Origin of the sequence: Stutzerimonas stutzeri SDM-LAC (genome assembly GCF_000235745.1) — a bacterium.
Lineage (GTDB): Bacteria > Pseudomonadota > Gammaproteobacteria > Pseudomonadales > Pseudomonadaceae > Stutzerimonas > Stutzerimonas stutzeri_H.
This window is the reverse complement of sequence record NZ_AGSX01000046.1, coordinates 25226-50586: the sequence shown is the minus strand read 5'-3', so window position 1 is coordinate 50586 and position 25361 is coordinate 25226. Positions and strand designations below refer to the sequence as shown.

The following is a 25361-nucleotide window of genomic DNA, read 5'->3' as shown; positions in this document are numbered from 1 at the left end:
GCTCCTTAGGCGTGGCGCGCAGTTTAGCCGCTCGCGGGGCGGTCGTCAGGTTGCCGGGCTGCACCGGGCCGCCAGATCAGCAGGCGTGAACGGCGCCAGTCATCGATGGCGAGGGTTTCCTGCGCTTCAACGCCCGGCACCTCGAAGCTGTTGCTGATCAACAGCGCGTTCGGGCTCATCTCGGTCCGCGCCTTCTGCCACAACGCCGGCATGGGTGCAGGCGAAAGGAAGCAATAGACCACATCGTAGCCCGCCAGCGGCTCGCGCCAGAAGCTGCGGAAACGCACCTGGCAGTTGCGCTGAAACACGCAGCGCAACCAGCACAATGCAAAGGTCAGCGGCGCCGTTTCGACGCCAACAAAACGTGCCGACGGGTAAAGCCGCGCTAGCCGCAACAGAGTGCCGCCGAACCCGCTGCCCAGATCGATAAAACTGAAGCCGTCGGGCAGCGCTGCAAGCCGATGCGCCAGCCGATGCTCGGCTGCAGAGCCGGTGAGATACAGAGGCACCCGCTCGGTCATGGCATTCCAGTTCAACATCAGCAGGATCATAAAGCCAATCAGCAGCAGCCAGGGCGGCAGTGCATGGTCTTGCAAAAGCACCAGCCCCGGCACGAAACCAAAATTGATTGGCAGCCACCAGCACGACAGCCCGAGGCGCTGTCCGATCAACGCAGCAAGCGCGCCTTGCAGACAAGCGGTCCCCAACAGGCTGAGGTGCCAGCCCAGAAACCGCGCCAACGCGAGCAGCAACAGCCAGCACAGCAGCAGCGACAGCAGTTGGCTGAGCAACGCCAGCAAGGCGGGGTGACGCGCATGTGAGGAGACAGGCATGGGTGCTCACCGCCAGCAGTAGAGACTGGCTAGTCTACCGGCCGCAAGCCCAGCAAAAACAGGCCCGCAGCGCGTGCTCACCGGCATGTTAGACTCACCCTCCTTTAATACCTGGGCACCGCACGCAATGGCCAAACGCCAACTCAACCGCCGGCAAAGCTGGCGCATCGAGAAGATCCAGGAAGAACGCGCCAGCCGCGCGGCGCGGCGTGAATCACGCGCGGTGGAAGAACTCGAGGGCGGCGATCTCGGCCCGGAACAGACCGGCCTGGTCATTGCCCACTTCGGCGTGCAGGTCGAAGTCGAGGCTCAGGAAGGCGAGCACTGCGGTCAGGTGTTCCGCTGCCACCTTCGCGCAAACCTGCCGGCGCTGGTGACCGGCGATCGAGTGGTCTGGCGTCCGGGCAACCAGGGCATCGGCGTCATCGTCGCGCAACTGCCGCGCCAATCCGAACTCTGCCGACCTGACACACGCGGCCAGCTCAAACCGGTGGCTGCCAACGTCGATCTGATCGTGATCGTTTTCGCCCCTTTGCCGGAACCCCATGCCAACCTCATCGACCGCTATCTGATTGCGGCCGAGCATGCCGGGATCACGCCGCTACTGTTGCTGAACAAGGCAGACCTCATCGATGCGCAGAACGAAGGCGCGCTCAACGCTCTGCTGGCGGTCTATCGCACCCTGGGCTACCCGCTGATGGAAGTGTCTGCCCATGACGGCGCCGGTATGGAAGCGCTGCAAGCGCGTCTCGACGGGCACGTCAGCGTATTTGTCGGCCAGTCCGGGGTGGGCAAATCGTCGCTGGTCAACAGCCTGTTGCCCGGTGTCGACACCCGTGTGGGCGCGCTGTCAGAAATGACCGGCAAGGGCACGCACACCACCACGACCGCACGGCTGTTTCATTTCCCCGGCGGTGGCGAGCTGATCGACTCCCCGGGTATCCGTGAGTTCGGCCTGGGCCACGTAAGCCGTTCTGATGTCGAGGCGGGCTTCATCGAGTTTCAGGAGCTGCTGGGTCACTGTCGCTTCCGCGACTGCAAGCATGACCGCGAGCCAGGCTGCGCCTTGCTCAAGGCACTGGAGCAGGGACAGATCCAGCCTCAACGCATGGCCAGCTACCGGCATATCATCAGCAGCCTGCCGGAAGCCGGCTACTGACGCGCTGATGGCAGGATGAACTGCCAGCTCAGTTACCAGCAGGCTGGTCGAATTGCAGCACGCCCTCTTCGAAAATATTCAGCCGCTCGCGCAACTGTGGTGGCTGCAGCGGGTCGGGCGGTGCAGCTGAGGGCGCCGATACATCTTCTGCAGATGGCGGCTCTGAGATTGAACTCTCGCCCGTCGCATCCGACTGCTCACCTTCGATGTCGCGCTGCGCTTTTCGGGTCAGCACCAGGATATCGATGCGGCGGTTGACGGGGTTCAGCGGGTCCTGCCGATCGAACAAGGCCGAAGAGGCATAGCCCACCACCCGGGCAATCTGCTCGTCCGGATAGCCACCGGCCACCAGAGTGCGCCGAGCCGCGTTGGCGCGCCCGGCCGATAGCTCCCAGTTGCCGAATTCGCCCCGTCCTGAATAGGGCTTGGCATCGGTGTGACCGCTGACGCTGATCTTGTTCGGCACCGCACGAATGGTGTCGGCCATCGCCAGCAGTATGTCTTCGAAGTACGGCTGCAGCTGGGCGCTGCCCAGGGCAAACATTGGCCGGTTGGCCGCATCCATGATCTGGATGCGCAAGCCGTCCTGGGTGATCTCGAACAGGATCTGGTCCTTGAAGCGAGTCAGCTCGGGGTTCTCGTCAACCTTGTTCTGCAACTCCTGAAGCAGCAGCTCGAGACGTTCACGCTCCAACTGTTCAGCGAAGGTTTCCGCCTGATCGGCATCTATCTTCGATTCGCTCTGCTGGACCGCTGGATCAACCTCTTCATTGAGGGTGCGGTCCGGCGATGGCGTCGGCGTACCGCCGAGATCGATCACGTGCGGGCTCGCGCTCTCGGTAAAACCGATGGGGTCCTGGAAGTAACCGGAAATGGCGCGTTTCTGTTCGGGCGTGGCCGAGGACATCAGCCACATCACGAGAAAGAACGCCATCATGGCGGTCGCAAAGTCGGCGAAGGCAATCTTCCAGGCGCCACCGTGGTGGCCTGCAGCGACCTTCTTGATCCGCTTGACGATGATTGGCTGGGTATTGTCCATGAGTGCGGTTAGCTGCCACGCACTGCTTGTTCAAGCTCGGCGAAGCTTGGACGGTGTGCTGGCAGCAGCACCTTGCGGCCGAATTCCACGGCCAGCGTCGGCGGCATACCCGAAGCAGAGGCGACGAGTGTCGCCTTGATGCTCTCATACAGATTCAGCTCCTCCTTGGCATCGTGCTCAAGCGCCGCCGACAGCGGGCCGAAGAAGCCGTAGGAGGCAAGGATGCCGAGGAAGGTACCGACCAGCGCCGTACCGACCTTCTCCCCGATTTCGGCGTTGGTAGCCGACGCCAGCACCGACATGGTGATGACGATGCCCAGCACCGCCGCCACAATACCCATCGCGGGCAAACCGTCGGCAATTTTCGCCACAGCGTGAGACGGATGCTCGAGTTCTTCTTTGAGGCCGTTGAGCTCCATGTCGAACAGCCCTTCCAGCTCGTGCGGCGCCATGTTGCCGGAGGACATGATGCGCAGGTAATCGCAGACGAAGGCGGTCATCCGCTCGTCCTTCAGGATCGCCGGGTACTTGCTGAATATCGGACTGGCTGCGGGCTCTTCGATGTCGGCCTCGACGGCCATCATGCCCTCACGGCGGCTCTTGTTGAGGATCTCGTAGAGCAGCCCCAGCACTTCCAGGTAGTACTTGTGAGTGAAACGGTTGCTGAACATCTGCAGCGACTTCTTGAACACGATCTTGGTCGTGCTCCCGGGGTTCGCCTGCAGGAAGCCACCCAGTGCGGCACCACCAATGATCATCACCTCGAACGGGTGGATGAGCGCGGCAGCGTGGCCGCCGGATAGAATGAAACCGCCAAGGACGCTGGCGATCACCACGATAATGCCGATTATTTTTGCCATAGGTAGGTACGTCTAAAACCTGATCTCAGGGCACCTGAAACAAGCCGCGCGATGTCGCACGAACTCGATTGGGGTCAGGCGGAAGGGCAAATGAAAAGAATTGTTCTGGTTATCGGAACTTTTGCGCCAGACTAAAGGCCATCCCGATGAAATGCTAGTTTGGCGGCGCCATGACTACGACACCACTCCCCCGCTCGCTTGGCGCCTGGCTCAAGACCTTGGACACCGTTGTCCTGCCGGCGGCTGCCGGTCCCTATGCACGCGTTCAGCGGGCACTGGGCGACAGCAGCCTATCCATGCGCGAGATTTCGGACCTCATTCAGGAAAGCCCGGTCCTGGCACTCACGGTGATCCGCGAGGCCAACCGCAGCGCAGCATCAACCAGCAAACCGGCCGAGAGCCTTGAGGTTGCGCTCAGCCGTATCGGGCTGAAGCGCGCCGAAGTTCTGTTCGCCAAGGTGCCAGCCGCTCAGCCAGTCGATATTCCGGCGCCCTTGCGGCAGCTGATGCTGATCAGCAGCCACGCCAGCCAGCAGGCTAACGGGCTGTTCGCCTCACGTCTGGCGCGGCTCTGGCAGGAGATCCACTGGAGCAGTCTGCTGTTCCTTTCACCCGTGTGGGCGCTGGTTGCCGCACACCCGCAGCTATTGGAAGTCTGGGAGCAGCGCGTCCTGGTCAAGCGCGAGCCCGCTCGCCAGGTCGAACAGTCATTGCTCGGCGTCTCGTTGCTCGAGCTCTGCATCGCCACCGCCGAGCATTGGGGCCTGCCGCGCTGGATCGCCCAAGGCTACCGGCTCCTCAACGAGCATCGGCGCATGCTGATCAAAGCACTGCACATCGCCCGTGATAACGAACATCCGCTGCATCAGCAACAGATGCTCGACGCCGACCCTGCGCTGCGCCGTTGGCTCACCTTGCCGAGCAATACCATTGTGCTTGCAAACGGCCTGGCGCTTTCGGCGCACCACAGCTGGAGCGGCATTCACAGCCTGCGCTGGCAGCGGCTCGCCGGCCTCTACCTGCAAGTCCCTCTCGCCGAATTGCAGCAGATGACCCATCAGCAAGCGGCCACCAGTGCTCGCGCGATCGGGCCGACCGATCTCTGGCATCCGGCCCAAGGACTGCTCTGGCCTTGGGACAGTACATTCCAGGCAGAAAAGGCGGCGAAGTTGCCGGACACCGAAACCCTGGCCCAATGGCGCGAACATTGCCGCGAGCTGCTCAGCGTCCCCTGCCCTTTCGACAATGTCCTTCAACTCACCGCGACAGCCAGTAAAGCGCTGACGTGCTCGGGCATGCAGCGCGTACTTTTACTGCTGGTAGATCGCAAGCAGCACCGTCTGGTCGTTCAGCAAGCCAGCGGATTGCCAAACGAGGCGAGCCGGCTGTCGCTGGAACCCGAGCAAAGCCAGGTGTTGCGCAGGCTGCTGGAAAAGCCGGCGTTATTGCGCCTCAAGCCGGATAACCTCGCCCAGTTCACTGCGCTGTTGCCTGGCGCACTGAAAGCGTTGTTCCCCAGCGAACACGTGCTGTTGCGCTCCGTCGGCCTGGATGATCGCGTGGTCATGCTACTAGTGGTCGATCAGAACAACACCGCATTCAGCGAGATGGGCTTGCAGGCCTTCACCAAGACGGTCCAGTGCATCGAGCGCGCCCTGGCGACGTTCAGCAAACGCGCCCGCTGATTTTTTCGCTAGACTGCTTCTTTCCGTTCGTTCGAGGCTTGCCGTGTCCGCCTTTTCTACCCTGCCGCTGGTAATCGAACCGGCCGATCTTGCCGAGCGCCTGAATGCACCCGAGCTGATTCTGGTCGACCTGACCAGTGCGACCCGCTACGCAGAAGGACACCTGCCCGGCGCACGCTTCGTCGATCCCAAGCTCACTCAGCTCAGCCAACCGCCGGCACCGGGGCTATTGCCCGGCAAGCCTCAGCTGGAGGGACTGTTTGGCGCGCTGGGGCATCGTGCGGACGCCGTCTATGTGGTCTATGACGACGAAGGTGGAGGCTGGGCCGGCCGGTTCATCTGGTTGCTGGATGTCATCGGCCACCCCAACTACCACTATCTGAACGGTGGCCTGCATGCCTGGCTGGCAGAGCAGCGCCCGCTGGCGCAGGACAGCCCTGCCGCTGCAGGCGGACCGGTGCCACTGCAACTCGACGAAGCACCCAGCGCGACCCGTGAATATCTCGAAAGCCGGCTCGGCGCGTCGGACCTGGTCATCTGGGATGCGCGCTCGCCCGAGGAATACCGCGGCGAGAAAGCGCTCGCAGCACGCGCTGGCCACATGCCCGGCGCAGTCAACTTCGAGTGGACCGCGGCGATGGACCCAACACGCGCCATGCGCATCCGCGAAGACATCGCTGAACGGCTGGAAGCGCTCGGCATCACCGCCGACAAGGAAATTATCACCCACTGCCAGACGCATCACCGCTCCGGCTTCACCTACCTGCTGGCCAAGGCCTTGGGCTATCCGCGCGTCAAGGGATACCCTGGTTCCTGGGGCGAATGGGGCAATCTGCCCGACACTCCGATCCAGCAATGAAAAGGTCATCCATGAAAGATCGCTTGTTTGTACTCAGTCAGTATCTGCTGCCACACCACCTGATTTCGCGCCTCGCCGGCTGCCTCGCCGAGTGCCGTCTGCCCTGGGTGAAGAACACCTTCATCAAGGCCTTCATTCGTCATTTCGGTGTGCCGATGCATGAGGCACAGATCGAAGAACCGACTGCTTTCGAACATTTCAATGCCTTCTTTACCCGCGCGCTGAAAGACGGCGCTCGTCCGCTCGACCCGACCCCCGGTGCGATCCTCAACCCGTGCGACGGCGCCATCAGCCAGCTCGGCAAGATCGAGCAAGGGCGAATCTTTCAAGCCAAGGGCCACAGCTACAGCGTGATGGAACTGCTCGGCGGCGACCACCAACGTGCCGCGCCCTTCATGGGTGGGGATTTCGCCACCGTGTACCTGTCGCCCAAGGACTACCATCGGGTGCATATGCCGCTGGCTGGCACCCTGCGGGAAATGGTTTACGTACCGGGCCGCATCTTCTCGGTAAACACAGTCACCGCCGAAGGTGTCCCGGAACTGTTCGCTCGCAACGAGCGCGTGGTTTGCCTGTTCGATACCGAGCACGGGCCGATGGCAATGGTGCTGGTCGGTGCAATGATCGTCGCCAGCATCGAGACCGTATGGGCCGGCCTGGTTACGCCGCCCAAGCGCACACTCAAGACCTTTCACTATGACGAAGCAGCACGAGCACCCATCCACCTGGAGAAAGGCGCGGAAATGGGTCGATTCAAGCTCGGCTCCACCGTGATTCTGCTGTTCGGACCGGACCGGATCAGCTGGGCCGAGCAACTGTCGGCGCTGACGCCGGTCAGCATGGGGGAAGGGCTGGGCCAAGCCAAGCCGGCGAGCGACATCGCCGCACCGACACCGGGCTCGCCGTCGCTCTGACGGTCGCCAGCGGTCGGCTGGCGCTGGCCAATTGCTCCGGGTTCGCTATGATTGCCGTGACGATTGCATTTTGACATCACGGCATGGCAGCCCGCGAAGCCCATCGCCGCCGCTGGTGGCATGTCTGCGGGCATGCCACGGAGTTTAACGCTTGGATAACCAGAGCCAGCCACTGCTGTTACGCGTGCCGACGCCGGATTGCCAGGAATTATCTTTCTGCGAACCCAGCGTGCGCGGCGTCAAGCGGTGGCTTGCCGGCCTGCCCAAGGCGAACCTTGGCGAGACCGCGCGCCAGCTGTATCAGGCCATGCGCGAGCTCAATCAGCTGCGCACGCCGGCCACAAACCGACTGCAGCTGCTCGAGCTGCTACGACCGGAAATCCACTTCGTCTGCCGGGAACTGGAACGCTACTTCATCAACCAGCCTATCGTGCTCGGCGAACGCCCGCGCAAGGTCGCCAGCCTGTGCCAGGCACTGAACAACCACCTCGCCATCGGCTACAAGCTGATCTCCGCCGAGCTGGCCCCACAAACTGGACGCGACCGCCTGCAGCTGCTCACCATTGCACTGCAGCGGGCGATCCGCAGCCTCTGCGCCATGCTCGTGCGCTCCACTCAGCTCTACAGCCCGACGCCCGATGGCCTGTGGCTAGAACTGCATCAGCTCTACGCGATAGCTGCCACAAACGACATACACCGCACGCTCGTACATGACGACCTGTGCTATCGGGTCGCCGGCCTCAGCACCGAACAGAGCTATATCGTTGCGCTGATGCTGGGCAGCGCGCGCTGCAACCAGATGCGCCAGCAAGGTATCGGCCAACTCGCGCAACTGCTCGAACCCTGGAGTGTCTTGGTTCATCTGCAGGCAGGGCTGAGCCCGACCAGCCTGTTCGGCGTATCCCCGCGTATCGATGGTCCACCGCGCTATCGATCGATGTATCCCGCCAGTGCCCGCCCCGATCTGCTCGGCATCGATCCGCATGATCTGGTCAAAGCTATTCAGTCCCACCTGCGGTCGCCAGCAGAGGCCTCCGAGGCAAAAGCGCTGGCCATTCCCGAAGGGCTGAACCCAGATCTGTTGCAGCATTTGACTGCCGCATGGGGCGACATTTCCGAGCGCAGCTTTCAACGCGCCCCGACACAAGGCTCGATGACCCTGTGTATCGGCATGAGCGCGTTGCATTACAACCTGGCTGGCCAGCGTCCGTTCGGCGAACTGCTAAAACGTCCTGACGCGACTCGATCTGCCGTATTCAAGCTGAACAATGCCGCACCTGACGTCTGGTCCGTGGCGTTCGACGCCCAAATCGTCGTGGAGGAAGAGCGACTTCCAGACGAGGCCCCTATTGAGTTCGTTCGCCCTGTTACCGCATCAACCAAGGCGAGCGACGATGATGAGGCTGCACAACCTGCAGCCGATAGTCTGTTTCCCACCTTCGAAGTGCAACGGGTCGACCAGAGCCCAGGCGGCTATTGCCTGTCGTGGCCGGGCGAAGTGCCCGCGCAACTTCAGGCAGGCGAGCTGCTCGGCCTGCAGGACGCCAGCAGCCAGACCTGGAGCGTCGCAGTGGTGCGCTGGGTCCGCCAGGTTCGTGGTAGCGGCCCGCAGATGGGGGTTGAACTCATCGCACCCCAGGCACAGCCCTGCGGGCTTCGCCTGCTGCGCAAGACCGATCAGGGCAGTGAATACCTGCGCGCCCTGCTCCTACCGGAAATCAGCGTGATTTCGCGTCCGGCTACGCTGATCGTTCCTCGCCTGCCATTCCAGGAAGGCCAGAAGGTGCAGATCAACCAGAACGGCGACGAACACCGCGCAATGCTCTGCCGTCGGCAAGCGGGCACCAGCAGTTATAACCAGTTCGAGTATCAGTTGGTCGGCCTCACCGCCACCACCCAAGAGACGTCGATCACAGCGCGGGGCACCCGGGCGACCTCACGGGGTGAAGATTTTGACTCGCTCTGGAACACGCTGTAGATTGCCGATCACCGTTTTTTAGCCTCCACGCCCCTCTATGGTGCGTTCCAAAGCTGCTGCCATGGCCCCGCAAAAGAAAACCATCCGCCTGCTGATCCTCGAGGATTCGCAGAATGAAGCTGAGCGACTGGTCAGCCTGTTTCGCAACGCAGGCCAGGCCACGCGCGTTCATCGCTTGACCTCCAGTGAAGACCTGGCCGATGTGCTGCAGCAGACCTGGGATCTGCTGATCAATGCACCGACCAGCGCCAACCTCGATCCTAGCGAAGTCATCGGCGCTATCCGCAAGCAAGCCAAGGATATTCCGGTCATCCAGCTGATCAACGGTAACGATACGGATGCGATTACCGAAGCCCTGGCCCTGGGTGCACAGGGCGCGCTGCCGCAGGGCGAGGACGAATGGCTGATCCTGGTCGCAAGCAGGGAACTGGCAAACCTCGAGGAGCGCCGCGCGCGCCGTTCCGCCGAACTGGCATTACGTGAAGCCGAAAAGCGCTGCCAGCTGCTGCTGGAGAGTTCGGTAGATGCCATTGCCTATGTCCACGACGGCATGCATATCTATGCCAACCGCGCCTATCTCGAGCTGTTTGGCTACGAAGATGTGGAAGAGCTCGAAGGCATGCCGATGATTGACCTGATCGCTTCCTGCGATCAGGGCGAGTTCAAAAGCTTTCTCAAGAACTATCAGAGCCTGCAGGGCAGCGCCGAACTGGCATGCGGCGGGATCCGCGCCGATGGCCGCAACTTCAAGGCGCGCATGCATTTTTCGCCTGCCAGCTACGATGGCGAGCCGTGCATCCAGGCGGTTATTCGGGCAGAGAGCGACAATGCCGAACTGGAAAAGCTGCGCGAGATCAGCAGCCAGGATCTGGTGACCGGTCTCTACAACCGCAACCATTTTCTGGAATCGCTGGACGGCGCAATCGAGCGCGCGGTGAATGCCGGAAAGAGCTCAAGCCTCGCCTACCTCCGCATTGATCGCTTCGCCAGCCTGCAAGCGGAGATCGGCCTCGGCGACTCGGATCGCTTGCTGGCCGAACTGGCGCAACTGCTTCGCGCGCAATTTCCAGAGAAGGCCGAACTGGCACGTTTCGGCGATGATGCGTTCGCGGTATTGATGCCCGAGGCGGCGCCAAAGCAGCTCGAGCAGCCTCTGACCGAGTTGCTACGCAAGGTCGAAGGGCACCTTTTTGATGTCGGTGGTCGCACCGTTCAGACCAGCCTGAGTATTGGCGTCGCCGCCCTCGACGAACAAACGGCGAAAGCGCGGGACGTGATTGACCGCGCCCACCGCTGCGCCGAAGAGCTGACCGATGGTAACGCCCTGAGAACCTACGATCCGGCCCGCGAACTTGCAGCAGCTGCCAGCCGCGGCAACATCCTTGCCATGCTGCAGCAGGCGCTGGAAAGGAACAGCTTCCGCCTGCTGTTCCAACCGATCATCAGCCTGCGCGGTGATAGTCACGAACACTATGAGGTGCTACTGCGCCTGCTCGATCCCGAAGGCACCGAGGTGCCGCCGGGCGAGTTCCTCGATGCGGCGAAAGAGGCAGGGCTGGCTACCAAGATTGATCGCTGGGTGCTGCTCAACTCAATCAAACTGCTCGCCGAACACCGCAACAAGGGCCACAGCACGCGGCTGATGGTTCACATGTCGGGGGCAAGCCTGCAGGACCCATCACTGCTTGGCTGGCTCGGGGTCGCACTCAAGGCCTCCAAGCTGCCACCCGATTCGCTGGTTTTCCAACTTGACGAGCACGACGCCGTCGCTTACCTGAGGCAAGCCAAGGCGCTCACCCAGGGGCTTACCGGACTTGGCTGCCGCGTCGCCTTGAATCAGTTCGGCTGCGTACTGAATCCGCTCAATACACTCAAGCACCTCAATGTCGATTTCGTGAAAATCGATGGGTCCTACACCCAGGACCTAACCCGCCAGGAGAACCAGGAAGCGCTCAAGCAGCTTCTTGAGCAGCTCCATGAACAGGCCAAGCAGACCATTGTGCCGTTCGTAGACAGCGCAACCGTACTGGCTACGCTCTGGCAGGCAGGCGTCGGTTATATCCAAGGGCAGTATCTGCAGGGCCCGAGCCAGTCGATGGACTACAACTTCTCCTCCGACGAGGATTGACTCTCCGCGGCGCCGGTTTCACAGCGACGGCCGGTATCACCTTGCGCCCAGCGCAGTAGCGCTGGAATTGACCTCGATCAGCCCCGACCGCGGTGACTGGACTAGAGTGCTTTGACCTAGTCTGCGAGGAACGCATCATGACCATGATGAGAGCCGCCGCGTTCGTCGAACCCGGTCGCATCGAGCTTGTTGACAAACCTATCCCGGACGTCGGCCCCAACGACGCGCTGGTCCGCATCACAACCACGACCATCTGCGGCACCGATGTGCATATTCTCAAGGGTGAGTACCCCGTCGCCGCCGGCCTGACCATCGGTCACGAACCCGTGGGCGTGATCGAGAAGCTCGGCAGCAATGTACAGGGCTACCAGGAGGGCCAGCGCGTCATCGCCGGCGCGATCTGCCCGAACTTCTCCTCCTACGCGAGCCAGGACGGCCTTTCCTCGCAGGATGGCGGCTGCGCCTGCCACGGCTACAAACCGATGGGCGGCTGGCGGTTCGGTAACACCATCGACGGCACCCAGGCCGAGTACGTCCTGGTCCCTGACGCGCAGGGCAATCTGGCACCGGTTCCCGACGGTCTTACTGACGAGCAGGTGCTGATGTGCCCCGACATCATGTCCACGGGGTTCGCTGGTGCTGAAGCTGCCAAGATCAAGATTGGCGATATCGTGGCCATCTTCGCCCAGGGGCCGATTGGTCTCTGCGCGACCGCCGGGGCACGCCTGCGAGGCGCCGGGATGATCATCGTCGTCGACGGTGTCGATGCACGCCTGGACATTGCGCGGCAAATGGGCGCGGACGTGACGTTGAATGTCAAACAAACGGATGTTGTGGAGGAAATCCTCCGGCTCACCGGCGGCCGCGGCGTCGACGCCTCCATCGAAGCACTTGGCCAGCAGGCAACGTTCGAGAGCGCCTTGCGCGTGCTCAAGCCTGGCGGCACGCTGTCTAGCCTGGGCGTGTATTCAGCGGACCTGACCATTCCGCTTGGCGCCTTCCATGCCGGACTCGGCGACCACAAGATCGTGACCTCACTGTGCCCGGGAGGAAAGGAACGGATGCGGCGGTTGCTGAACGTGGTGGCCTCGGGGCGCGTGGACCTCGCACCGTTGGTGACCCATCGTTACGCCCTCGACGACATCACCAGCGCCTATGAGCTCTTCGCCAATCAGCGCGACGGAGTGCTCAAGGTGGCGATACAGCCATAAGACAAGCCGCAGCTGGAAGCTAAAGCCTCAACCGCTTAGCTTCCAGCTCAGCTATTCCGTTCCTTCACGGTCGCGGAAGCCAAGCAAGTAAAGAATTCCGTCCAAACCCAAGGTCGAGATAGCCTGCTTGGCCGACTGCTTGACCAGTGGCTTGGCTCTGAAGGCGACACCCAACCCCGCCAAGCCGAGCATCGGCAGGTCATTGGCACCGTCGCCGACGGCAATGGTTTGCTCCAACCGCAAACCTTCCCGCTCCGCCAGCTCGCGGAGCAGATCGGCCTTGCGCTGCGCGTCGACAATGGGCTCCTGAGCGACACCGGTGAGCTTGCCATCGACTATCTCCAGCTCGTTGGCATAGACGTAATCGATGCCCAGTCTGGCTTGCAGCTGTTTGGCAAAATAGGTGAAGCCGCCCGAGAGAATCGCGGTCTTGTAGCCGAGGCGCTTCAGCTCGGCGAACAGCAGCTCGGCGCCTTCGGTGAGCCTGAGCCGGGCACCCACTTCTGCCAGCGCGCGCTCCTCAAGACCTTCGAGCAATGCCAGGCGCTCGCGGAAGCTCGCGCGAAAGTCCAACTCGCCGCGCATCGCGCGTTCGGTGATTTCCGACACCTGATCACCAACCCCTGCCACCTTGGCCAGCTCGTCGATGACTTCCGCCTCGATCAGCGTCGAATCCATGTCGAACACCGCCAGCCGGCGATTACGCCGGAAAACCGAGTCACGCTGAAACGCGATGTCGACGTTGAGCTCCTGCGCCACACTGAGAAACTCTGCGCGCAGCGCAGCGGTATCGGCAGGCTCGCCGCGAACCGAAAATTCGATACAGCCCTTGCCCAGTTCCTCCGGCATATCCAGCGGCTGGCGACCCGAAAGCCGATCTATGTGATCGATGTTCAGCCCATACTTGGCAGTAATTGAGCTAACCCGCTGCAACTGCTCGGCAGTCACCTTGCGGGTCAGTAGCGTGACGATGTGCCGGGGCTTGCCCTGCCCGGCCACCCACTGCTGGTAGTCTGCCTCCGCAACGGGCGTGAAGCGCACCTGCTGGTCATGTTTATACCCCATGAACAGCACGTCCTTGAGGACAGAAGAAGCACGTTCGGTATCAGGTATTTCCACCAGAATGCCAAACGACAGGGTGTCGTGGATCACGGCCTGACCGATATCCAGAATATTCACACCACCTTGAGCGAGTACGCCGGTGATTGCCGCGGTCAGCCCGGGGCGGTCTTCCCCAGTGATGTTAATCAGGACGATTTCGCGCAAGGCGCAGCTCCCATGTAAAGAAGACGGGCATTCTATAACAGCAGGACTGTCGCTGAACGCTGCCTCACCGCACCAGTTTCCAATCCACATTTGCTTTAGCGCGCCTGCAATTCGTCTGCTTTGACCGATGACCTTTAGCCCCCACAGCGCTTTCCGTATACTGCGCGCCACTTTCCTCAAGAGTAGAGCCGCGCTCTGTGAACCGGCCCGCATCCGTCAAACCCGACAATTTCTTCCTGCTGATCTACCGTGCACTGCGCCAGCGTCGTGTTCCGCTGGTTCTGCGGGTAGCCAGCCACACGCTACTGTTGGTCGCGCTGGCCTTGATCATCTACGCCTGGGTCATGGGCATGCAGTTCAAGCATGCCATGGAACAGCAGGCCGATGCCCTCGGCCAAAGCCTGATCACCCAGACGGCCTCCTCGGCAACGGATCTGCTGGTCGCCAACGACATCCTTAGCCTCAATGTCCTGCTGAGCAACCTGGTGAAGAACCCGCTGGTGGCGCACGCAGCAATCTACAGCGTCGACAACCGCGTGCTGGCGGAGTCCGGCGCGCGCCCGCAGCGAAATCTGCTGGGTGATGAGGAAGGCCTTTACTCCACCCCCATCAGTTTTCAGGAGGTGATTGCAGGGCACTTGCGCATCAGCCTCGATATGCAGCAATTCCAACAGCCGATGACCATCAGCCTGCAAAGCATGGGCTTGCTCAGCCTGATCCTGCTGGCGCTTACGCTGACGCTCAGCATGCGCCTTGGCCGGCAGCTGTCCCTCCCCTTGATGCAGTTGCGTCTGTGGTTGCGCGACCCCGATGATCCGGCGCCCGGTGCGGGCAGGCAAGATGAGATCGGTGAACTGGCGCGGCAGCTGCAGGCACGCCTGGTCCCCGAGAAGCCAGAGCCGGAAATCGAGCTGGACGACAGCATGGAGGATCTCTATTCGGCGCATTTCGAGGTGCCTGTCGCCGGTCCGGTCAACGACTACGAACGTTCTGACACGGATCTTCGGAGCCATCTCGACGATGCGGCTGGGAGCCTGCCGACGGACGATGCTGTCACCGATGACTCATTCGACGATGACTTCGATGACGATCCGCCCTTCGATGAGCCCAAGTCGCAGCCAGCGCCTGCCCCCGCACCGGCAGTGCCCCCCTCCGCAGCGCCAGCCACGACGGGCAAAAGCGGCGTGCTGGCGATTCAGCTCGGTGCTCAGGAGCAACTGCGCCGCCTGCCACGCGCACAGCTGACCGAGCTGCTGCAGCGCTACAGCGACTGTCTGCAGCAGGCTTCGACTCTGTATCAGGCCGAACTGCATACGCTCAACGACGGCAGCAGTTTGATGCTCTTCCACAGCCAGGACGATGAGCAGAACTACCTGACCCATGCGCTTTGCTGTGGCGAGCTGATGCGCGCACTGGGCCACGCCTTGCAGATCGAAGTCGCTGATAGCGGCATCACCTTGCAACTGCAACTCGGGCTCACTCAAGGCGAAGGGCTTTATGAACTGAGCCAGGGCGACCTTCTGCTCAGCGAGCCAGCACAAGCCGCGCTAGCCATGTCCCAACACAGCCGTAACCTGTTGTTGGTTGAACGAGGGATTGGCGATGACAGCCTGATTCGCCAGCGCGCTCGTATCCGTCCCATCGCCAGTCCAGAGGGCGCCTGCTGCGTTGAGCGGCTGCTCGAACCCTACCCATCGCTACTGGAGCGGCAGCTCGCTCGCATGCACGAGCTGCGCAGCCGTAGCTAACGGCTACGGACCGAAAGGCGCCTCGGCATTGTTCGCGGGCATGGCCCGCCCTACGGTAAGTCCGTGCTCACGAAAGGGCCTTCGGGTTCGCGGGGGGGTGGTCGCGACATGGGTAGGAGTCGGTCGATGGCCGCGAAAACGCACCTTTGGCTTCGCGGGCTTGATCCCGACATGGTAGGAGCGGCTGATGGCCGCGAAAGCTCTTTCATCCAGGCATAACGCCCTTAGAAGCGAAACACTTCCAGGTCGGTTCTGATCGGTTCTGCCGCGGGGATTGCCGGGGGCGCCTCCGGTTTGCTCGGCGCTTTACTGACGCTGCGCCTGGTGCGCGTCTTGGCTACCATTATCGGCTTTACGGCGCTCGCCATCATTTCGCTAAGCCGCTGCAGAAGCAGGCTTTGCGCCCGCACCTGATCGGTTGTGCTGCCCTGATGCTCCTCCTGCAACCGAACCAGACGACTGCTCTGCCGTTTACCCTGCCCGTCCAGCAAGCGCCACTGCGCTTCCAGCACTGCCGGATGCTGCGGACCAGAATCCAGGCGGGTGATTTCAAGCTCGATACGAATGTCGGGGTCGAAGCCCTTGCTGCCCGGGCTCAGCTCCAGGCTCTGGGTCTTCAAACGTGAAGCCAGTTGGCGTAACAGCAACTGGTTGACGTCGCCTTGCAGATTTCCCGCCCAGCGCGCCTGCTGGTCATCAGCGGCGAGGCTCCCATCCGGAAGCCGCTGCAGCAAGGCGTCGTGCTGCAGATAATCGGCCAACTTCACCGGCCCCAACAGGACCGCAGCGCCATCTTCCGCTTGCGCTGGCATCTCCACATTGCCGTTGTCGAGGCGATACATCGGCACGGGTTGGGTGACACAGCCGGCCAGGCCGGCACAGGCAAGTAGCAAAAAAGTTGTGAAGCGTCGCACGTTCATCTCTACCTTTGCACCGGGGCTGGGGCGAAATCGCAAGGCGGCTAGCTGTTCGCACCGCAGCCGTCACTTACCGCTAACCACCGCGCTGATTGTTTTTTAGCCGGCGACGCAGCCGGCGATTGCAGCCGCCGCGTCGCAAATCGGAAAATCGAAAGGCGGCTATCTTCCGCGAAACCTCCATCAGAAGCCAGCCTCTAAGCCGTCTCCGATTCAGTGGCTTACTCGACCAGCAGCGCATCCACTCGCTGGAAGCCGCGTGGCAGCTTGTTGCCACGCCGCCCGCGCTCGCCCTTGTAGTGTTCCAGATCATCGCTCTTCAGCGAAAGGGTTCGCTTGCCGGCCTGCAAGACCAGCGTCGCTCCTTCCGGCAGCACGGCGAGATCCGTCAGATACTCCTCACGGCTGGCAACCCGGTCACCCGGAATGCCGATGATCTTGTTGCCTTTGCCCTTGCCCAGCTGCGGCAAGTCGCGGATCGGGAATACCAGCAAACGCCCCTCGGTCGTAACGGCCGCCAGCCAGTCCTGGTCGCGGCTTTTCAGCGGCCGTGGCGCGACGACTCGCGCACCGGCCGGCAACGACAGCAATGCTTTGCCCGCCTTGTTCTTCGCCTGCAGGTCTTCACCCTTGACCACGAAACCGTAGCCGGCGTCGGAGGCGATGACATACAGCGAGTCGTCATCGGGCAGCAGGACGCACTCGAAACCGGCGCCCGGAGGTGGCGCCAGGCGTCCGGTGAGCGGCTCGCCCTGACCCCGGGCCGAGGGCAGCGAATGGGCTGCCAGCGAATAGCTGCGCCCGGTCGAATCGATGAACACGGCGTACTGATTGGAGCGCCCTGCAGCGGCCGCTCTGAAACCGTCGCCAGCCTTGTAGGACAGCCCGGTGGCGTCGATGTCGTGGCCCTTGGCGCAGCGCGCCCAGCCCTTCTCGGAAATCACCACGGTGACTGGTTCGGAAGGCAACAACTCGTTTTCCGAAAGCGCGCGGGCTTCGGCGCGCGCCACGATCGGCGAGCGGCGGTCGTCGCCGTAGGTCTCGGCGTCGGCGATCAGCTCCTTGCGCACCAGCTTCTTCAGCTTGGCTTCGCTGCCGAGCAACGCCAGCAACTTATCGCGCTCCTTGGCCAGCTCGTCCTGCTCACCGCGAATCTTCATTTCTTCCAGCCGCGCCAACTGGCGCAAGCGGGTGTCGAGGATGTAATCGGCCTGCAGCTCGGAGAGCTCGAAACGCGCCATCAACACAGGCTTGGGCTGATCCTCGGTACGGATGATATGGATCACCTCGTCGAGGTTGAGAAAGGCAACCAGCAAACCTTCCAACAGATGCAGGCGCCGTTCTACCTTGTCCAGACGGAACTGCAGGCGTCGGCGGACGGTACCGATGCGGTAGGTCAGCCACTCGCTGAGCAGCACCCTGAGGTTCTTCACCTGCGGTCGGCCATCCAGGCCGATGACGTTGGTATTGACCCGGTAGCTCGACTCCAGCTCGGTGGTAGCGAACAGGTGCTGCATCAATTCGTCGGCAGCTACCCGGTTGGAGCGCGGGATGATGACGATCCGGCAAGGATTTTCGTGATCCGACTCGTCACGCAGATCGGCCACCATCGGCAGCTTCTTCGCCTGCATCTGCGCGGCGATCTGCTCCAGCACCTTGGAACCGGACACCTGATGTGGCAGCGAGGTAACCACGATATCGCCGTCCTCGACGCGATATACCGCACGCATCCGCACCGAACCTCGGCCGGTTTCGTAAATCTTCAACAGATCGGCACGGGGCGTGACGATCTCCGCCTCGGTCGGATAGTCCGGGCCTTGCACATGCTCGCAGAGCTGTTCAACAGTCGTATCGGGCTCGTCGAGCAGGCGCACGCAGGCGGCAGCGACTTCGCGCAGATTGTGCGGCGGCACGTCGGTGGCCATGCCCACGGCTATGCCAGTGGTGCCGTTGAGCAGCAGGTTGGGCAGACGCGCCGGCAGTGTCGCCGGTTCGTCGAGGGTACCGTCGAAGTTCGGCACCCACTCCACAGTCCCCTGCCCCAGCTCGGACAATAAGACCTCGGAGTAGCGCGACAGTCGTGCTTCGGTGTAACGCATGGCAGCAAAGGACTTGGGATCGTCCGGCGCGCCCCAGTTACCCTGACCGTCGACCAAGGTGTAGCGATAGCTGAATGGCTGGGCCATCAGCACCATGGCTTCGTAGCAGGCCGAATCACCGTGAGGGTGGAACTTGCCGAGCACGTCACCCACCGTCCGCGCCGACTTCTTGTGCTTCGAATCGGCGTTCAGCCCCAGCTCGCTCATCGCATAGATGATGCGCCGCTGCACAGGCTTGAGCCCGTCGCCGATATGCGGCAGTGCGCGATCCATGATCACGTACATCGAGTAATTCAGGTAAGCCTGCTCGGTGAAGTCGGCGAGCGAGCGCCGCTCTACGCCGTCCAGGCTCAGGTCGATAGTTTCGCTCATGGTCGATCCGTGGCGTGTTGGCGCAGCACCAGAGTGCCGGCGCGCTGGGTGAATTCGAGTTGTTTCAGGGCACTCATGCCGAGCAGGATCTGCTCACCGCCGAAGCCGGGCGCCACGATGGCACGTACGTCGTGCAGCAGAATGTCGCCAAGAGCAAGGCTGTCCAGCACGGTGCGGTAACCGGTGGTTTGCCCGTTAGCGGTGTGCAGCATCACCGGAGCGCCGCGAGGCAGGCCGAGGCGATCGCCCAGCTCGGCGGGAATCGCGACATCGGTGGCGCCGGTGTCCAGCAGAAAGGTCACTGTCTTGCCATTGATCTGGCCATCGGCCACGAAATGCCCCTGTGGGTTGCTGTCCAGGTGCACCGCTATCTGCTCGCCCTGGATGACCGACACCGGTTCGCGATTGGGATTAAAACGGCTCTGCTCCCATTCCGAAAAAAACCGCGTGGCCAGCAGCAACCCAGCCCCCCAGGCCAGGACCAGCATGATGCGCCCGGCGCGACGCCCGGCAGGCTGACTCACTGCTTGGCACCCCAGCCGCCCTTGGGCGCAGCAAAGCGCCAGACGACGGGACGCTTCTCGCCGTCGGCACGCGTAAGCTCATTGTTGTCGAGCCCGATCCAGGCGCCTTCTGCGTCAACCCAGAGGGCTTCGGCATTGCCGAATGGGGTGTCGTAACGGCGTGACTCAGCCATCGCCGTGTTCGCATAGGACCAGCAGGCCTCGCGGTTGCCATTCTCCGGGTTCCGCCGACAAACCTGATGAGTCACCGGTTCGAGCGTAAACAGTTTCTCATTATGAAAGGTGAGCGCAGAAAAACGCCGCGGCTGGGTGTCGCCGCCCATCTCGGGGGGCGTAGAGTCGCGCCCGCCGCCTACCAGCAACACACAGCCGCCGGTACAGCGCCAGCTGTTCTGGTTACGATGGGTCACCATCAGCCCGCGGCGACTGTGCTCTGCCGCCAGCCACAGACGATCAGCGCCCGGATCGACCGCCACGCCTTCGAACATGGCGTTGAACTTGAGCAGCATCCCGCTGGCCCGCGCCTGACGCACCACCGCACCCGGCAAATTGAGCCACTCAGCAGTGCCCGCTGGATTCACCCGCAGCACAGCGGCATGCGCTTCACTGACCAGGTAACGATTGCCCAGGCTGTCGCAGCTCAGGCCTTCGAAATCCATCTCACCACCGCGCAGCATGCCGGTGAACGCGGAGCGCATACGCACACCCCAGGACAACCCGGTATTCGGCACCGGCGGCAACTCGAAGCGCTCAACCTCGGCCTGCCAGACGGTATCGCTGGCATCCAGGCGGTACAGGACATTGTCCTCTCGGTCCGATACCGCCCAGAGCGCATCACCGCACCAGGCCACCCCGGACAAATTACCCGCGGCGACCCCTTCGACGGGATGCTCGCTGAGCATGGTCAGTTCGGGCGCAGCCGCTGCCGACGAGAAAGGCACAACCAGCACGGCCAGCAGCGCCACCCAACGAAGGTTCAAAGTAGCACCTCCGCGAGGTTGCCCTTGGACTCCAGCCAGCTCTTGCGATCGCCGGCGCGCTTCTTGGCCAACAGCATGTCCATGATTTCCCGCGTGCCGTCGAAGTCATCCAGGGTCAACTGCACGAGCCGGCGTGTGTTCGGGTCCATGGTGGTTTCGCGCAGCTGAGGCGGATTCATCTCACCCAACCCCTTGAAGCGCGTGACCTGCGGCTTGCCACGGCGCTTCTCCGCCAGCAGGCGATCGAGAATACCGTCACGCTCGGCTTCGTCGAGCGCATAAAAGATGTCCTTGCCCAAGTCGATGCGGTACAGCGGCGGCATGGCCACATACACATGACCGGCATCCACCAGCGGCCGGAAATGACGAACGAACAATGCGCAGAGCAGAGTTGCGATGTGCAGACCATCCGAGTCAGCGTCAGCGAGGATGCAAATCTTGCCGTAGCGCAGCTGGGAAATGTCCGCTGCGCCGGGGTCTACGCCGATGGCCACAGCGATATCGTGCACCTCCTGACTGGCCAGCACCTCGCCGCCGTCGACTTCCCAGGTATTCAGGATCTTACCGCGCAACGGCATGATTGCCTGAAACTCCTTGTCGCGGGCCTGCTTGGCGGAACCGCCGGCGGAATCACCCTCGACCAGAAAAAGCTCGGAGCGCGCCGGATCCTGCCCAGCGCAGTCGGCCAGCTTGCCGGGCAGCGCCGGGCCCTGGGTGACACGCTTGCGCTCGACCTTCTTGCTTGCCTTGAGCCGTCGTCCGGCGTTGCTGATGGCCAGTTCGGCCAGTTGCAAGCCCAATTCCGGATGGGCGTTGAGCCAGAGGCTGAAGGCATCCTTGACCACGCCGGAGACAAACGCGGCGGCTTCCCGCGAAGACAGACGTTCCTTGGTTTGACCGGAGAACTGTGGTTCCTGCATCTTTGTCGAGAGGACAAAGGCGATCCGCTCCCAGACGTCCTCAGGCGCCAGCTTGACGCCGCGCGGCAACAGGCTGCGGAACTCGCAAAACTCGCGCATGGCATCCAGCAGCCCCTGGCGCAGGCCGTTGACGTGGGTGCCGCCTTGCGCAGTGGGGATCAGGTTGACGTAGCTTTCCTGAACACTGTCACCGCCTTCCGGTAGCCACAGCAGGGCCCAGTCAACCGCCTCCTTGCTGCCGGCCAAGCTGCCGCAGAAGGGCTCGTCCGGTAACCGCGCGAACTCGCTGACGGCGTCGACCAGATACGAGCGCAGGCCGTCTTCATAGTGCCATTCGGTTTTTTCCCCGGTGTTCTTGTCCTCGAAACTGACATTCAACCCCGGACAAAGCACGGCTTTCGCCTTGAGCACATGCTTGAGTCGACTGATCGAGAATTTCGGGCTATCGAAGTACTTCGGATCGGCCCAAAAGTGCACGCTGGTCCCGGTATTGCGCTTGCCGACCGTGCCAATGATGTCCAGCTCGCTGGCCTTGTAGCCGTCGGTAAAGGCCATGCGGTATTCGTTTGCGTCCCGCTTGACCGTCACCTCGACCCGCGTCGACAGTGCGTTGACCACCGAAATACCTACGCCATGGAGGCCGCCGGAGAACTGGTAGTTCTTGTTGGAGAATTTGCCACCGGCGTGCAGCTTGGTGAGGATCAGCTCGACGCCTGAAACCCCCTCCTCCGGATGGATGTCCACCGGCATGCCGCGACCATCGTCGATCACCTGAAGGGAATTATCCTGATGCAGGATGACCTGGACCGAGCTGGCATGACCCGCCAGAGCCTCATCGACGCTGTTGTCGATGACTTCCTGGGCCAGGTGATTGGGCCGCGAGGTATCGGTGTACATCCCCGGACGCTTGCGCACCGGATCAAGGCCGGAGAGGACTTCAATGGCTTCTGCGGTGTACGACATGAGCGGCTCGTGATGTCCTTATATATCGGTGAAGTCGAGTTCGACGAAGCGCGCCGGATCAAAACCGGCGAACGCCAGCAGCGCGGGAAGGCGCTCGGCAAAGCCCTGAAAGCCATGATCACCGCCGGCCTGGATGCGCAGCGCACAACCCTGATAGAAATCCGCTGCCTGGCGGTAGTCCAGTGTCTCGTCCGCAGTCTGCAGCCAGACCTGATAGCGCTCGGCATCCTCGGGTGCGGGCGTCTCCAGCTCGGCCAGCGCGGTCACGTGGTCTTCAGTGAGCTGCCACACTTCGCCCGTGTAGAGGTTGGTCTGCGGCCCCAGATAACCGTCGAAACGGCGGTGTGGTGCGACGGCCGGATTTATAAGCAGGGCCTTGAGACCATGGCGCTCGGCAAGGTGCGTCGCATAGTAGCCGCCAAGGGAGCTGCCGACCAGCAGCGGGCGGCCCAGCTCCGCAATCGCCGTCTCGAGCTGCGCAATAGCCTGACGCGGATGATGATGCAGCGCCGGGACCTGCAGCGAGGCCGTCAGATTCAGGCGACTCAGCGCCGCCGTCAGCTGGCTGGCTTTCCGCGACAACGGTGAACTGTTGAGGCCATGCATATAAAGAATGGTGGGCTGTTCGCGGGTCATGCTGATTCGCTGGACTGACAAAGGATGGGAAGGCTACTAGGCAGCCGCGGCCTCCGGCAAGCACGCTCTCCGCTGAACTGACTGCAGGAACTGATCGTAGGAGCTGGCCATGCCTGCGAATCAGGACCATATCCAGAAGCAGAAAGCCTTCGCGGGCATGGCCCGCTCTTACGGCTACCGCAGCGCTCAATACCCTTTGACGCTGTAGTCGATCTCGAAATCGACGCCTACTACCCGCGAGACGCCGGTTTCCAGTACGCCATCAGCGTAAAGCCGCAACCAGCGATAGCCTGGAGCCCGCTTGTCCACGTCGAACGCCTCGCTGCCGGGCGTGAACTGCACACCGGTAGAAGGTGTTGCCAGCAACCGCACGCCATCTCGCGACTCATCGAACTCCTGATGAATATGCCCCCAAAGCAGGGCTTTCACGCCCGGATGACGATTGATGACGCTGAACAGCTCATCGCGATTATGCAGTCCGATGCCATCCATCCAGCGACTACCGATGGTTACCGGGTGATGATGCAAACAAACCAGATAATGCCGCTCCGGCGCTTCACTCAAAGCCTCGTCCAACAGTTCGAGCTGCTCCTGCCGAAGCAGGCCGAATACCGATCCCGGAACCAGGGTGTCAAGCATCACGACACGCCAATTACCGATATCCAGCACAGGGTTCATCATGTCGCTGCCACGGGTCGCCTCTTGCATCGGGGCCAACTCGTCATGGTTGCCTGGACACCAGCGCACCGGGGCGTCGATACGCTCGGACAACTGACGAAATCGCTTATAGGAAGCAAGGGAGCCGTCTTGGGATAGATCGCCTGTCGCCAGCATCAGGTCGATACGCGGCTGCTCGTCGAGAACCAGATCGACCACACGCTGCAGACTCTCGGCCGTATCCATGCCCAACAGCTTGCCGCCTGGTTCGGCGAACAGGTGGCTGTCGGTCAGTTGCACCAGCAAGACCGAGTCTTTTTCATCAGTGAAGGGCGCAGCAGCCAAGACCCGTCTCCTTTGGCGAAATCGCAGAAGAATTATGGTCGTTGGGCGTTGCAGGGGTAAACCGCGCGATGCGGGCATCCATCACAGAACCGCTTGGGAGCACTTCAATGCATAGCACAACGCCAGCACCGCCTCAGGCGTGCGTTGCTCTACTTAAAGCACAAACTCAAGCTCATGGCCGCACGCCAGGCAGTGACCGAGCCATTCCCCGAGGAACAGGTTGAGCTGATTCTTCTCGTCAGGCTGATGCATTTGCGCGTTGGGATAGCTGTAAATTCCGCGGAAACGCCGGGCATTCTCCGCCCCGATCACTTCAGCCATACGCGCATCATGATAGACCCGTACGTCCATTTGCGGCGCCGGCAACCAAGGCAGACAGTCCTGCTGACTGATCTGGACGGTGGTGGTGTAGGGGCAGCTCTCGGTCACCGTCAGCGCCAGCACGCCGAGCAGCCGGTCGCCCTGGCTCATGGCGATGCGACGCGTATCCGGATGATTGCGCATTCCGGGCAGCAAGCGCATCAGACGCAGGTAGTTCGCCTCGCATGCTGCCTGCAACTCCAGCAGGTCGACGCGGTATCGTTCGCGGGTTCGCCTCATATCCATGCCTCCCTGATCTCGCTGCGGTTCAAGGCCAGCCACTGCAGGGCGATGATCGTAGCCGCATTATCGATCCGGCCGTCACGCAGCGCCTCCAATGCATCTTCAAAAGACCACACAGATGCACGGATATCCTCACCCTCCTCTTCCAGCCCGAACACGCCGCCAGCGCCGACACTGCTGCAGCGCCCTACGTAGAGATGGATGCGCTCGGTGCTGCCGCCCGGGGATGGATAGTAAACAGACACCGGCCAGAGTTCGCCGAGCTCAAGGCCTGCTTCTTCGATCGACTCCCGGCGCGCCACCTCTTCAGGCTGCTCGTCCTTATCGATCAGACCGGCCACCGTTTCCACCAGCCATGGGTTATCGCCATGCGCCATGGCACCAACACGAAACTGCTCGATCAACACGACCTCGTCGCGCTGGGGATCATACGGAAGCACGCAGACGGCATCGTGACGAACAAACAATTCGCGCTCGATCTCGGCACCCATGCCGCCTCGGAACAGGCGGTGGCGAAGGCGGAAGCGGTCAAGATTGTAGAACCCGCTGAAGCAGCGCTCGCGGCTGATGATCTCGACATCGTCGGCGCCGGCTTGGAAAATATCGTTCATGAACTACTCACATAATCGGTTTGTTCCAGCACCTGCCGGCGCTGAAAAAGGCTG

Annotated in this window: 21 protein-coding genes; 8 read left to right on the top strand and 13 right to left on the bottom strand. The window is 62.1% G+C overall.

Going from position 1 to position 25361, the window contains the following annotated elements; translation table 11 throughout:
* Window positions 1–23 precede the first annotated feature (23 nt).
* A complete protein-coding gene (locus PSTU_RS0105395; RefSeq protein WP_019340021.1) occupies window positions 24–833 on the bottom strand; it encodes a class I SAM-dependent methyltransferase in 810 nt (269 codons plus the stop codon).
* A 127-nt stretch (window positions 834–960) separates the two neighbouring features.
* Here PSTU_RS0105395 and rsgA point away from each other — a divergent pair, with 127 nt between their 5' ends.
* Window positions 961–1992 (top strand): small ribosomal subunit biogenesis GTPase RsgA, encoded by a 1032-nt coding sequence (gene rsgA, locus PSTU_RS0105390; protein ID WP_019340020.1) that lies wholly within the window; start codon window positions 961–963, stop codon window positions 1990–1992.
* Between the two features lie 28 nt (window positions 1993–2020).
* Here rsgA and motB read toward each other — a convergent pair whose 3' ends face one another.
* Both motB and motA read right to left on the bottom strand, forming a co-directional pair.
* A complete protein-coding gene (gene motB / locus PSTU_RS0105385; RefSeq protein WP_019340019.1) occupies window positions 2021–3031 on the bottom strand; it encodes a flagellar motor protein MotB in 1011 nt (336 codons plus the stop codon).
* Between the two features lie 8 nt (window positions 3032–3039).
* Window positions 3040–3891: a flagellar motor stator protein MotA gene (motA, locus tag PSTU_RS0105380; RefSeq protein ID WP_019340018.1), complete on the bottom strand. Its 852-nt coding sequence runs from the start codon at window positions 3889–3891 to the stop codon at window positions 3040–3042.
* 170 nt (window positions 3892–4061) lie between these two features.
* On the opposite strand from motA, the gene PSTU_RS0105375 reads away from it, so the two are divergent.
* The 6 genes from PSTU_RS0105375 to PSTU_RS0105350 all read left to right on the top strand — a co-directional run bounded on the left by PSTU_RS0105375 (window position 4062) and on the right by PSTU_RS0105350 (window position 12666).
* The gene (locus PSTU_RS0105375; RefSeq protein ID WP_019340017.1) at window positions 4062–5576 is read left to right on the top strand and encodes an HDOD domain-containing protein; all 1515 of its coding nucleotides are present in this window, start codon (window positions 4062–4064) and stop codon (window positions 5574–5576) included.
* Window positions 5577–5619: 43 nt separating this feature from the next.
* Window positions 5620–6435, top strand: coding sequence for a rhodanese-like domain-containing protein (locus PSTU_RS0105370; RefSeq protein WP_019340016.1), 816 nt, complete (start codon window positions 5620–5622; stop codon window positions 6433–6435).
* Window positions 6436–6446: 11 nt separating this feature from the next.
* On the top strand, window positions 6447–7349 hold the full coding sequence (asd, locus tag PSTU_RS0105365) for an archaetidylserine decarboxylase (RefSeq protein ID WP_019340015.1): 903 nt from the start codon (window positions 6447–6449) through the stop codon (window positions 7347–7349).
* A 151-nt stretch (window positions 7350–7500) separates the two neighbouring features.
* Window positions 7501–9327 carry a hypothetical protein gene (locus PSTU_RS0105360; RefSeq protein WP_019340014.1) on the top strand — a complete coding sequence of 609 codons (1827 nt, stop codon included), beginning with the start codon at window positions 7501–7503 and terminating at the stop codon, window positions 9325–9327.
* Between the two features lie 61 nt (window positions 9328–9388).
* The gene (locus tag PSTU_RS0105355; protein WP_029404623.1) at window positions 9389–11455 is read left to right on the top strand and encodes an EAL domain-containing protein; all 2067 of its coding nucleotides are present in this window, start codon (window positions 9389–9391) and stop codon (window positions 11453–11455) included.
* A 134-nt stretch (window positions 11456–11589) separates the two neighbouring features.
* Window positions 11590–12666, top strand: a complete 1077-nt coding sequence (locus PSTU_RS0105350; protein WP_192827011.1) for an NAD(P)-dependent alcohol dehydrogenase — start codon at window positions 11590–11592, stop codon at window positions 12664–12666.
* Window positions 12667–12717: 51 nt separating this feature from the next.
* Here PSTU_RS0105350 and serB read toward each other — a convergent pair whose 3' ends face one another.
* Complete coding sequence (gene serB / locus PSTU_RS0105345; protein ID WP_019340011.1) at window positions 12718–13932, bottom strand: phosphoserine phosphatase SerB; 1215 nt, start codon at window positions 13930–13932, stop codon at window positions 12718–12720.
* A 197-nt stretch (window positions 13933–14129) separates the two neighbouring features.
* On the opposite strand from serB, the gene PSTU_RS0105340 reads away from it, so the two are divergent.
* Window positions 14130–15680: an AhpA/YtjB family protein gene (locus PSTU_RS0105340; RefSeq protein WP_019340010.1), complete on the top strand. Its 1551-nt coding sequence runs from the start codon at window positions 14130–14132 to the stop codon at window positions 15678–15680.
* Between the two features lie 224 nt (window positions 15681–15904).
* Here PSTU_RS0105340 and PSTU_RS0105330 read toward each other — a convergent pair whose 3' ends face one another.
* The 9 genes from PSTU_RS0105330 to PSTU_RS0105290 form a co-directional block, all read right to left on the bottom strand.
* Entirely contained in the window at window positions 15905–16600 is a 696-nt protein-coding gene (locus PSTU_RS0105330) for a membrane integrity-associated transporter subunit PqiC (RefSeq protein WP_019340008.1), read from the bottom strand.
* 218 nt (window positions 16601–16818) lie between these two features.
* On the bottom strand, window positions 16819–19068 hold the full coding sequence (parC, locus tag PSTU_RS0105325) for a DNA topoisomerase IV subunit A (RefSeq protein ID WP_019340007.1): 2250 nt from the start codon (window positions 19066–19068) through the stop codon (window positions 16819–16821).
* The gene (locus tag PSTU_RS0105320; protein ID WP_019340006.1) at window positions 19065–19592 is read right to left on the bottom strand and encodes a TIGR02281 family clan AA aspartic protease; all 528 of its coding nucleotides are present in this window, start codon (window positions 19590–19592) and stop codon (window positions 19065–19067) included. The genes parC and PSTU_RS0105320 overlap by 4 nt, the downstream gene beginning before the upstream one ends.
* A complete protein-coding gene (locus tag PSTU_RS0105315; protein ID WP_019340005.1) occupies window positions 19589–20572 on the bottom strand; it encodes an esterase-like activity of phytase family protein in 984 nt (327 codons plus the stop codon). Before PSTU_RS0105315 ends, PSTU_RS0105320 begins: the two co-directional genes overlap by 4 nt.
* Window positions 20569–22455: a DNA topoisomerase IV subunit B gene (gene parE / locus PSTU_RS0105310; RefSeq protein WP_019340004.1), complete on the bottom strand. Its 1887-nt coding sequence runs from the start codon at window positions 22453–22455 to the stop codon at window positions 20569–20571. Before parE ends, PSTU_RS0105315 begins: the two co-directional genes overlap by 4 nt.
* A gap of 18 nt (window positions 22456–22473) precedes the next feature.
* The gene (locus PSTU_RS0105305) at window positions 22474–23091 is read right to left on the bottom strand and encodes a YqiA/YcfP family alpha/beta fold hydrolase (protein WP_019340003.1); all 618 of its coding nucleotides are present in this window, start codon (window positions 23089–23091) and stop codon (window positions 22474–22476) included.
* Window positions 23092–23277: 186 nt separating this feature from the next.
* Window positions 23278–24093: a 3',5'-cyclic-AMP phosphodiesterase gene (gene cpdA, locus PSTU_RS0105300; protein WP_019340002.1), complete on the bottom strand. Its 816-nt coding sequence runs from the start codon at window positions 24091–24093 to the stop codon at window positions 23278–23280.
* Between the two features lie 153 nt (window positions 24094–24246).
* Complete coding sequence (locus PSTU_RS0105295) at window positions 24247–24693, bottom strand: DUF1249 domain-containing protein (RefSeq protein ID WP_019340001.1); 447 nt, start codon at window positions 24691–24693, stop codon at window positions 24247–24249.
* Window positions 24690–25307 (bottom strand): NUDIX domain-containing protein, encoded by a 618-nt coding sequence (locus PSTU_RS0105290; RefSeq protein ID WP_019340000.1) that lies wholly within the window; start codon window positions 25305–25307, stop codon window positions 24690–24692. Before PSTU_RS0105290 ends, PSTU_RS0105295 begins: the two co-directional genes overlap by 4 nt.
* Window positions 25308–25361: the final 54 nt, after the last annotated feature.

Coding starts and splice junctions, on each gene's coding strand:
- PSTU_RS0105395 (WP_019340021.1), bottom strand. CDS start 833: ATGCCTGTCTCCTCACATGCGCGTCACCCCGCCTTGCTGGCGTTGCTC.
- rsgA (WP_019340020.1), top strand. CDS start 961: ATGGCCAAACGCCAACTCAACCGCCGGCAAAGCTGGCGCATCGAGAAG.
- motA (WP_019340018.1), bottom strand. CDS start 3,891: ATGGCAAAAATAATCGGCATTATCGTGGTGATCGCCAGCGTCCTTGGC.
- PSTU_RS0105295 (WP_019340001.1), bottom strand. CDS start 24,693: ATGAGGCGAACCCGCGAACGATACCGCGTCGACCTGCTGGAGTTGCAG.
- parC (WP_019340007.1), bottom strand. CDS start 19,068: ATGAGCGAAACTATCGACCTGAGCCTGGACGGCGTAGAGCGGCGCTCG.
- parE (WP_019340004.1), bottom strand. CDS start 22,455: ATGTCGTACACCGCAGAAGCCATTGAAGTCCTCTCCGGCCTTGATCCG.
- PSTU_RS0105330 (WP_019340008.1), bottom strand. CDS start 16,600: ATGAACGTGCGACGCTTCACAACTTTTTTGCTACTTGCCTGTGCCGGC.
- PSTU_RS0105305 (WP_019340003.1), bottom strand. CDS start 23,091: ATGACCCGCGAACAGCCCACCATTCTTTATATGCATGGCCTCAACAGT.
- PSTU_RS0105290 (WP_019340000.1), bottom strand. CDS start 25,307: ATGAACGATATTTTCCAAGCCGGCGCCGACGATGTCGAGATCATCAGC.
- asd (WP_019340015.1), top strand. CDS start 6,447: ATGAAAGATCGCTTGTTTGTACTCAGTCAGTATCTGCTGCCACACCAC.
- PSTU_RS0105375 (WP_019340017.1), top strand. CDS start 4,062: ATGACTACGACACCACTCCCCCGCTCGCTTGGCGCCTGGCTCAAGACC.
- PSTU_RS0105355 (WP_029404623.1), top strand. CDS start 9,389: ATGGCCCCGCAAAAGAAAACCATCCGCCTGCTGATCCTCGAGGATTCG.
- motB (WP_019340019.1), bottom strand. CDS start 3,031: ATGGACAATACCCAGCCAATCATCGTCAAGCGGATCAAGAAGGTCGCT.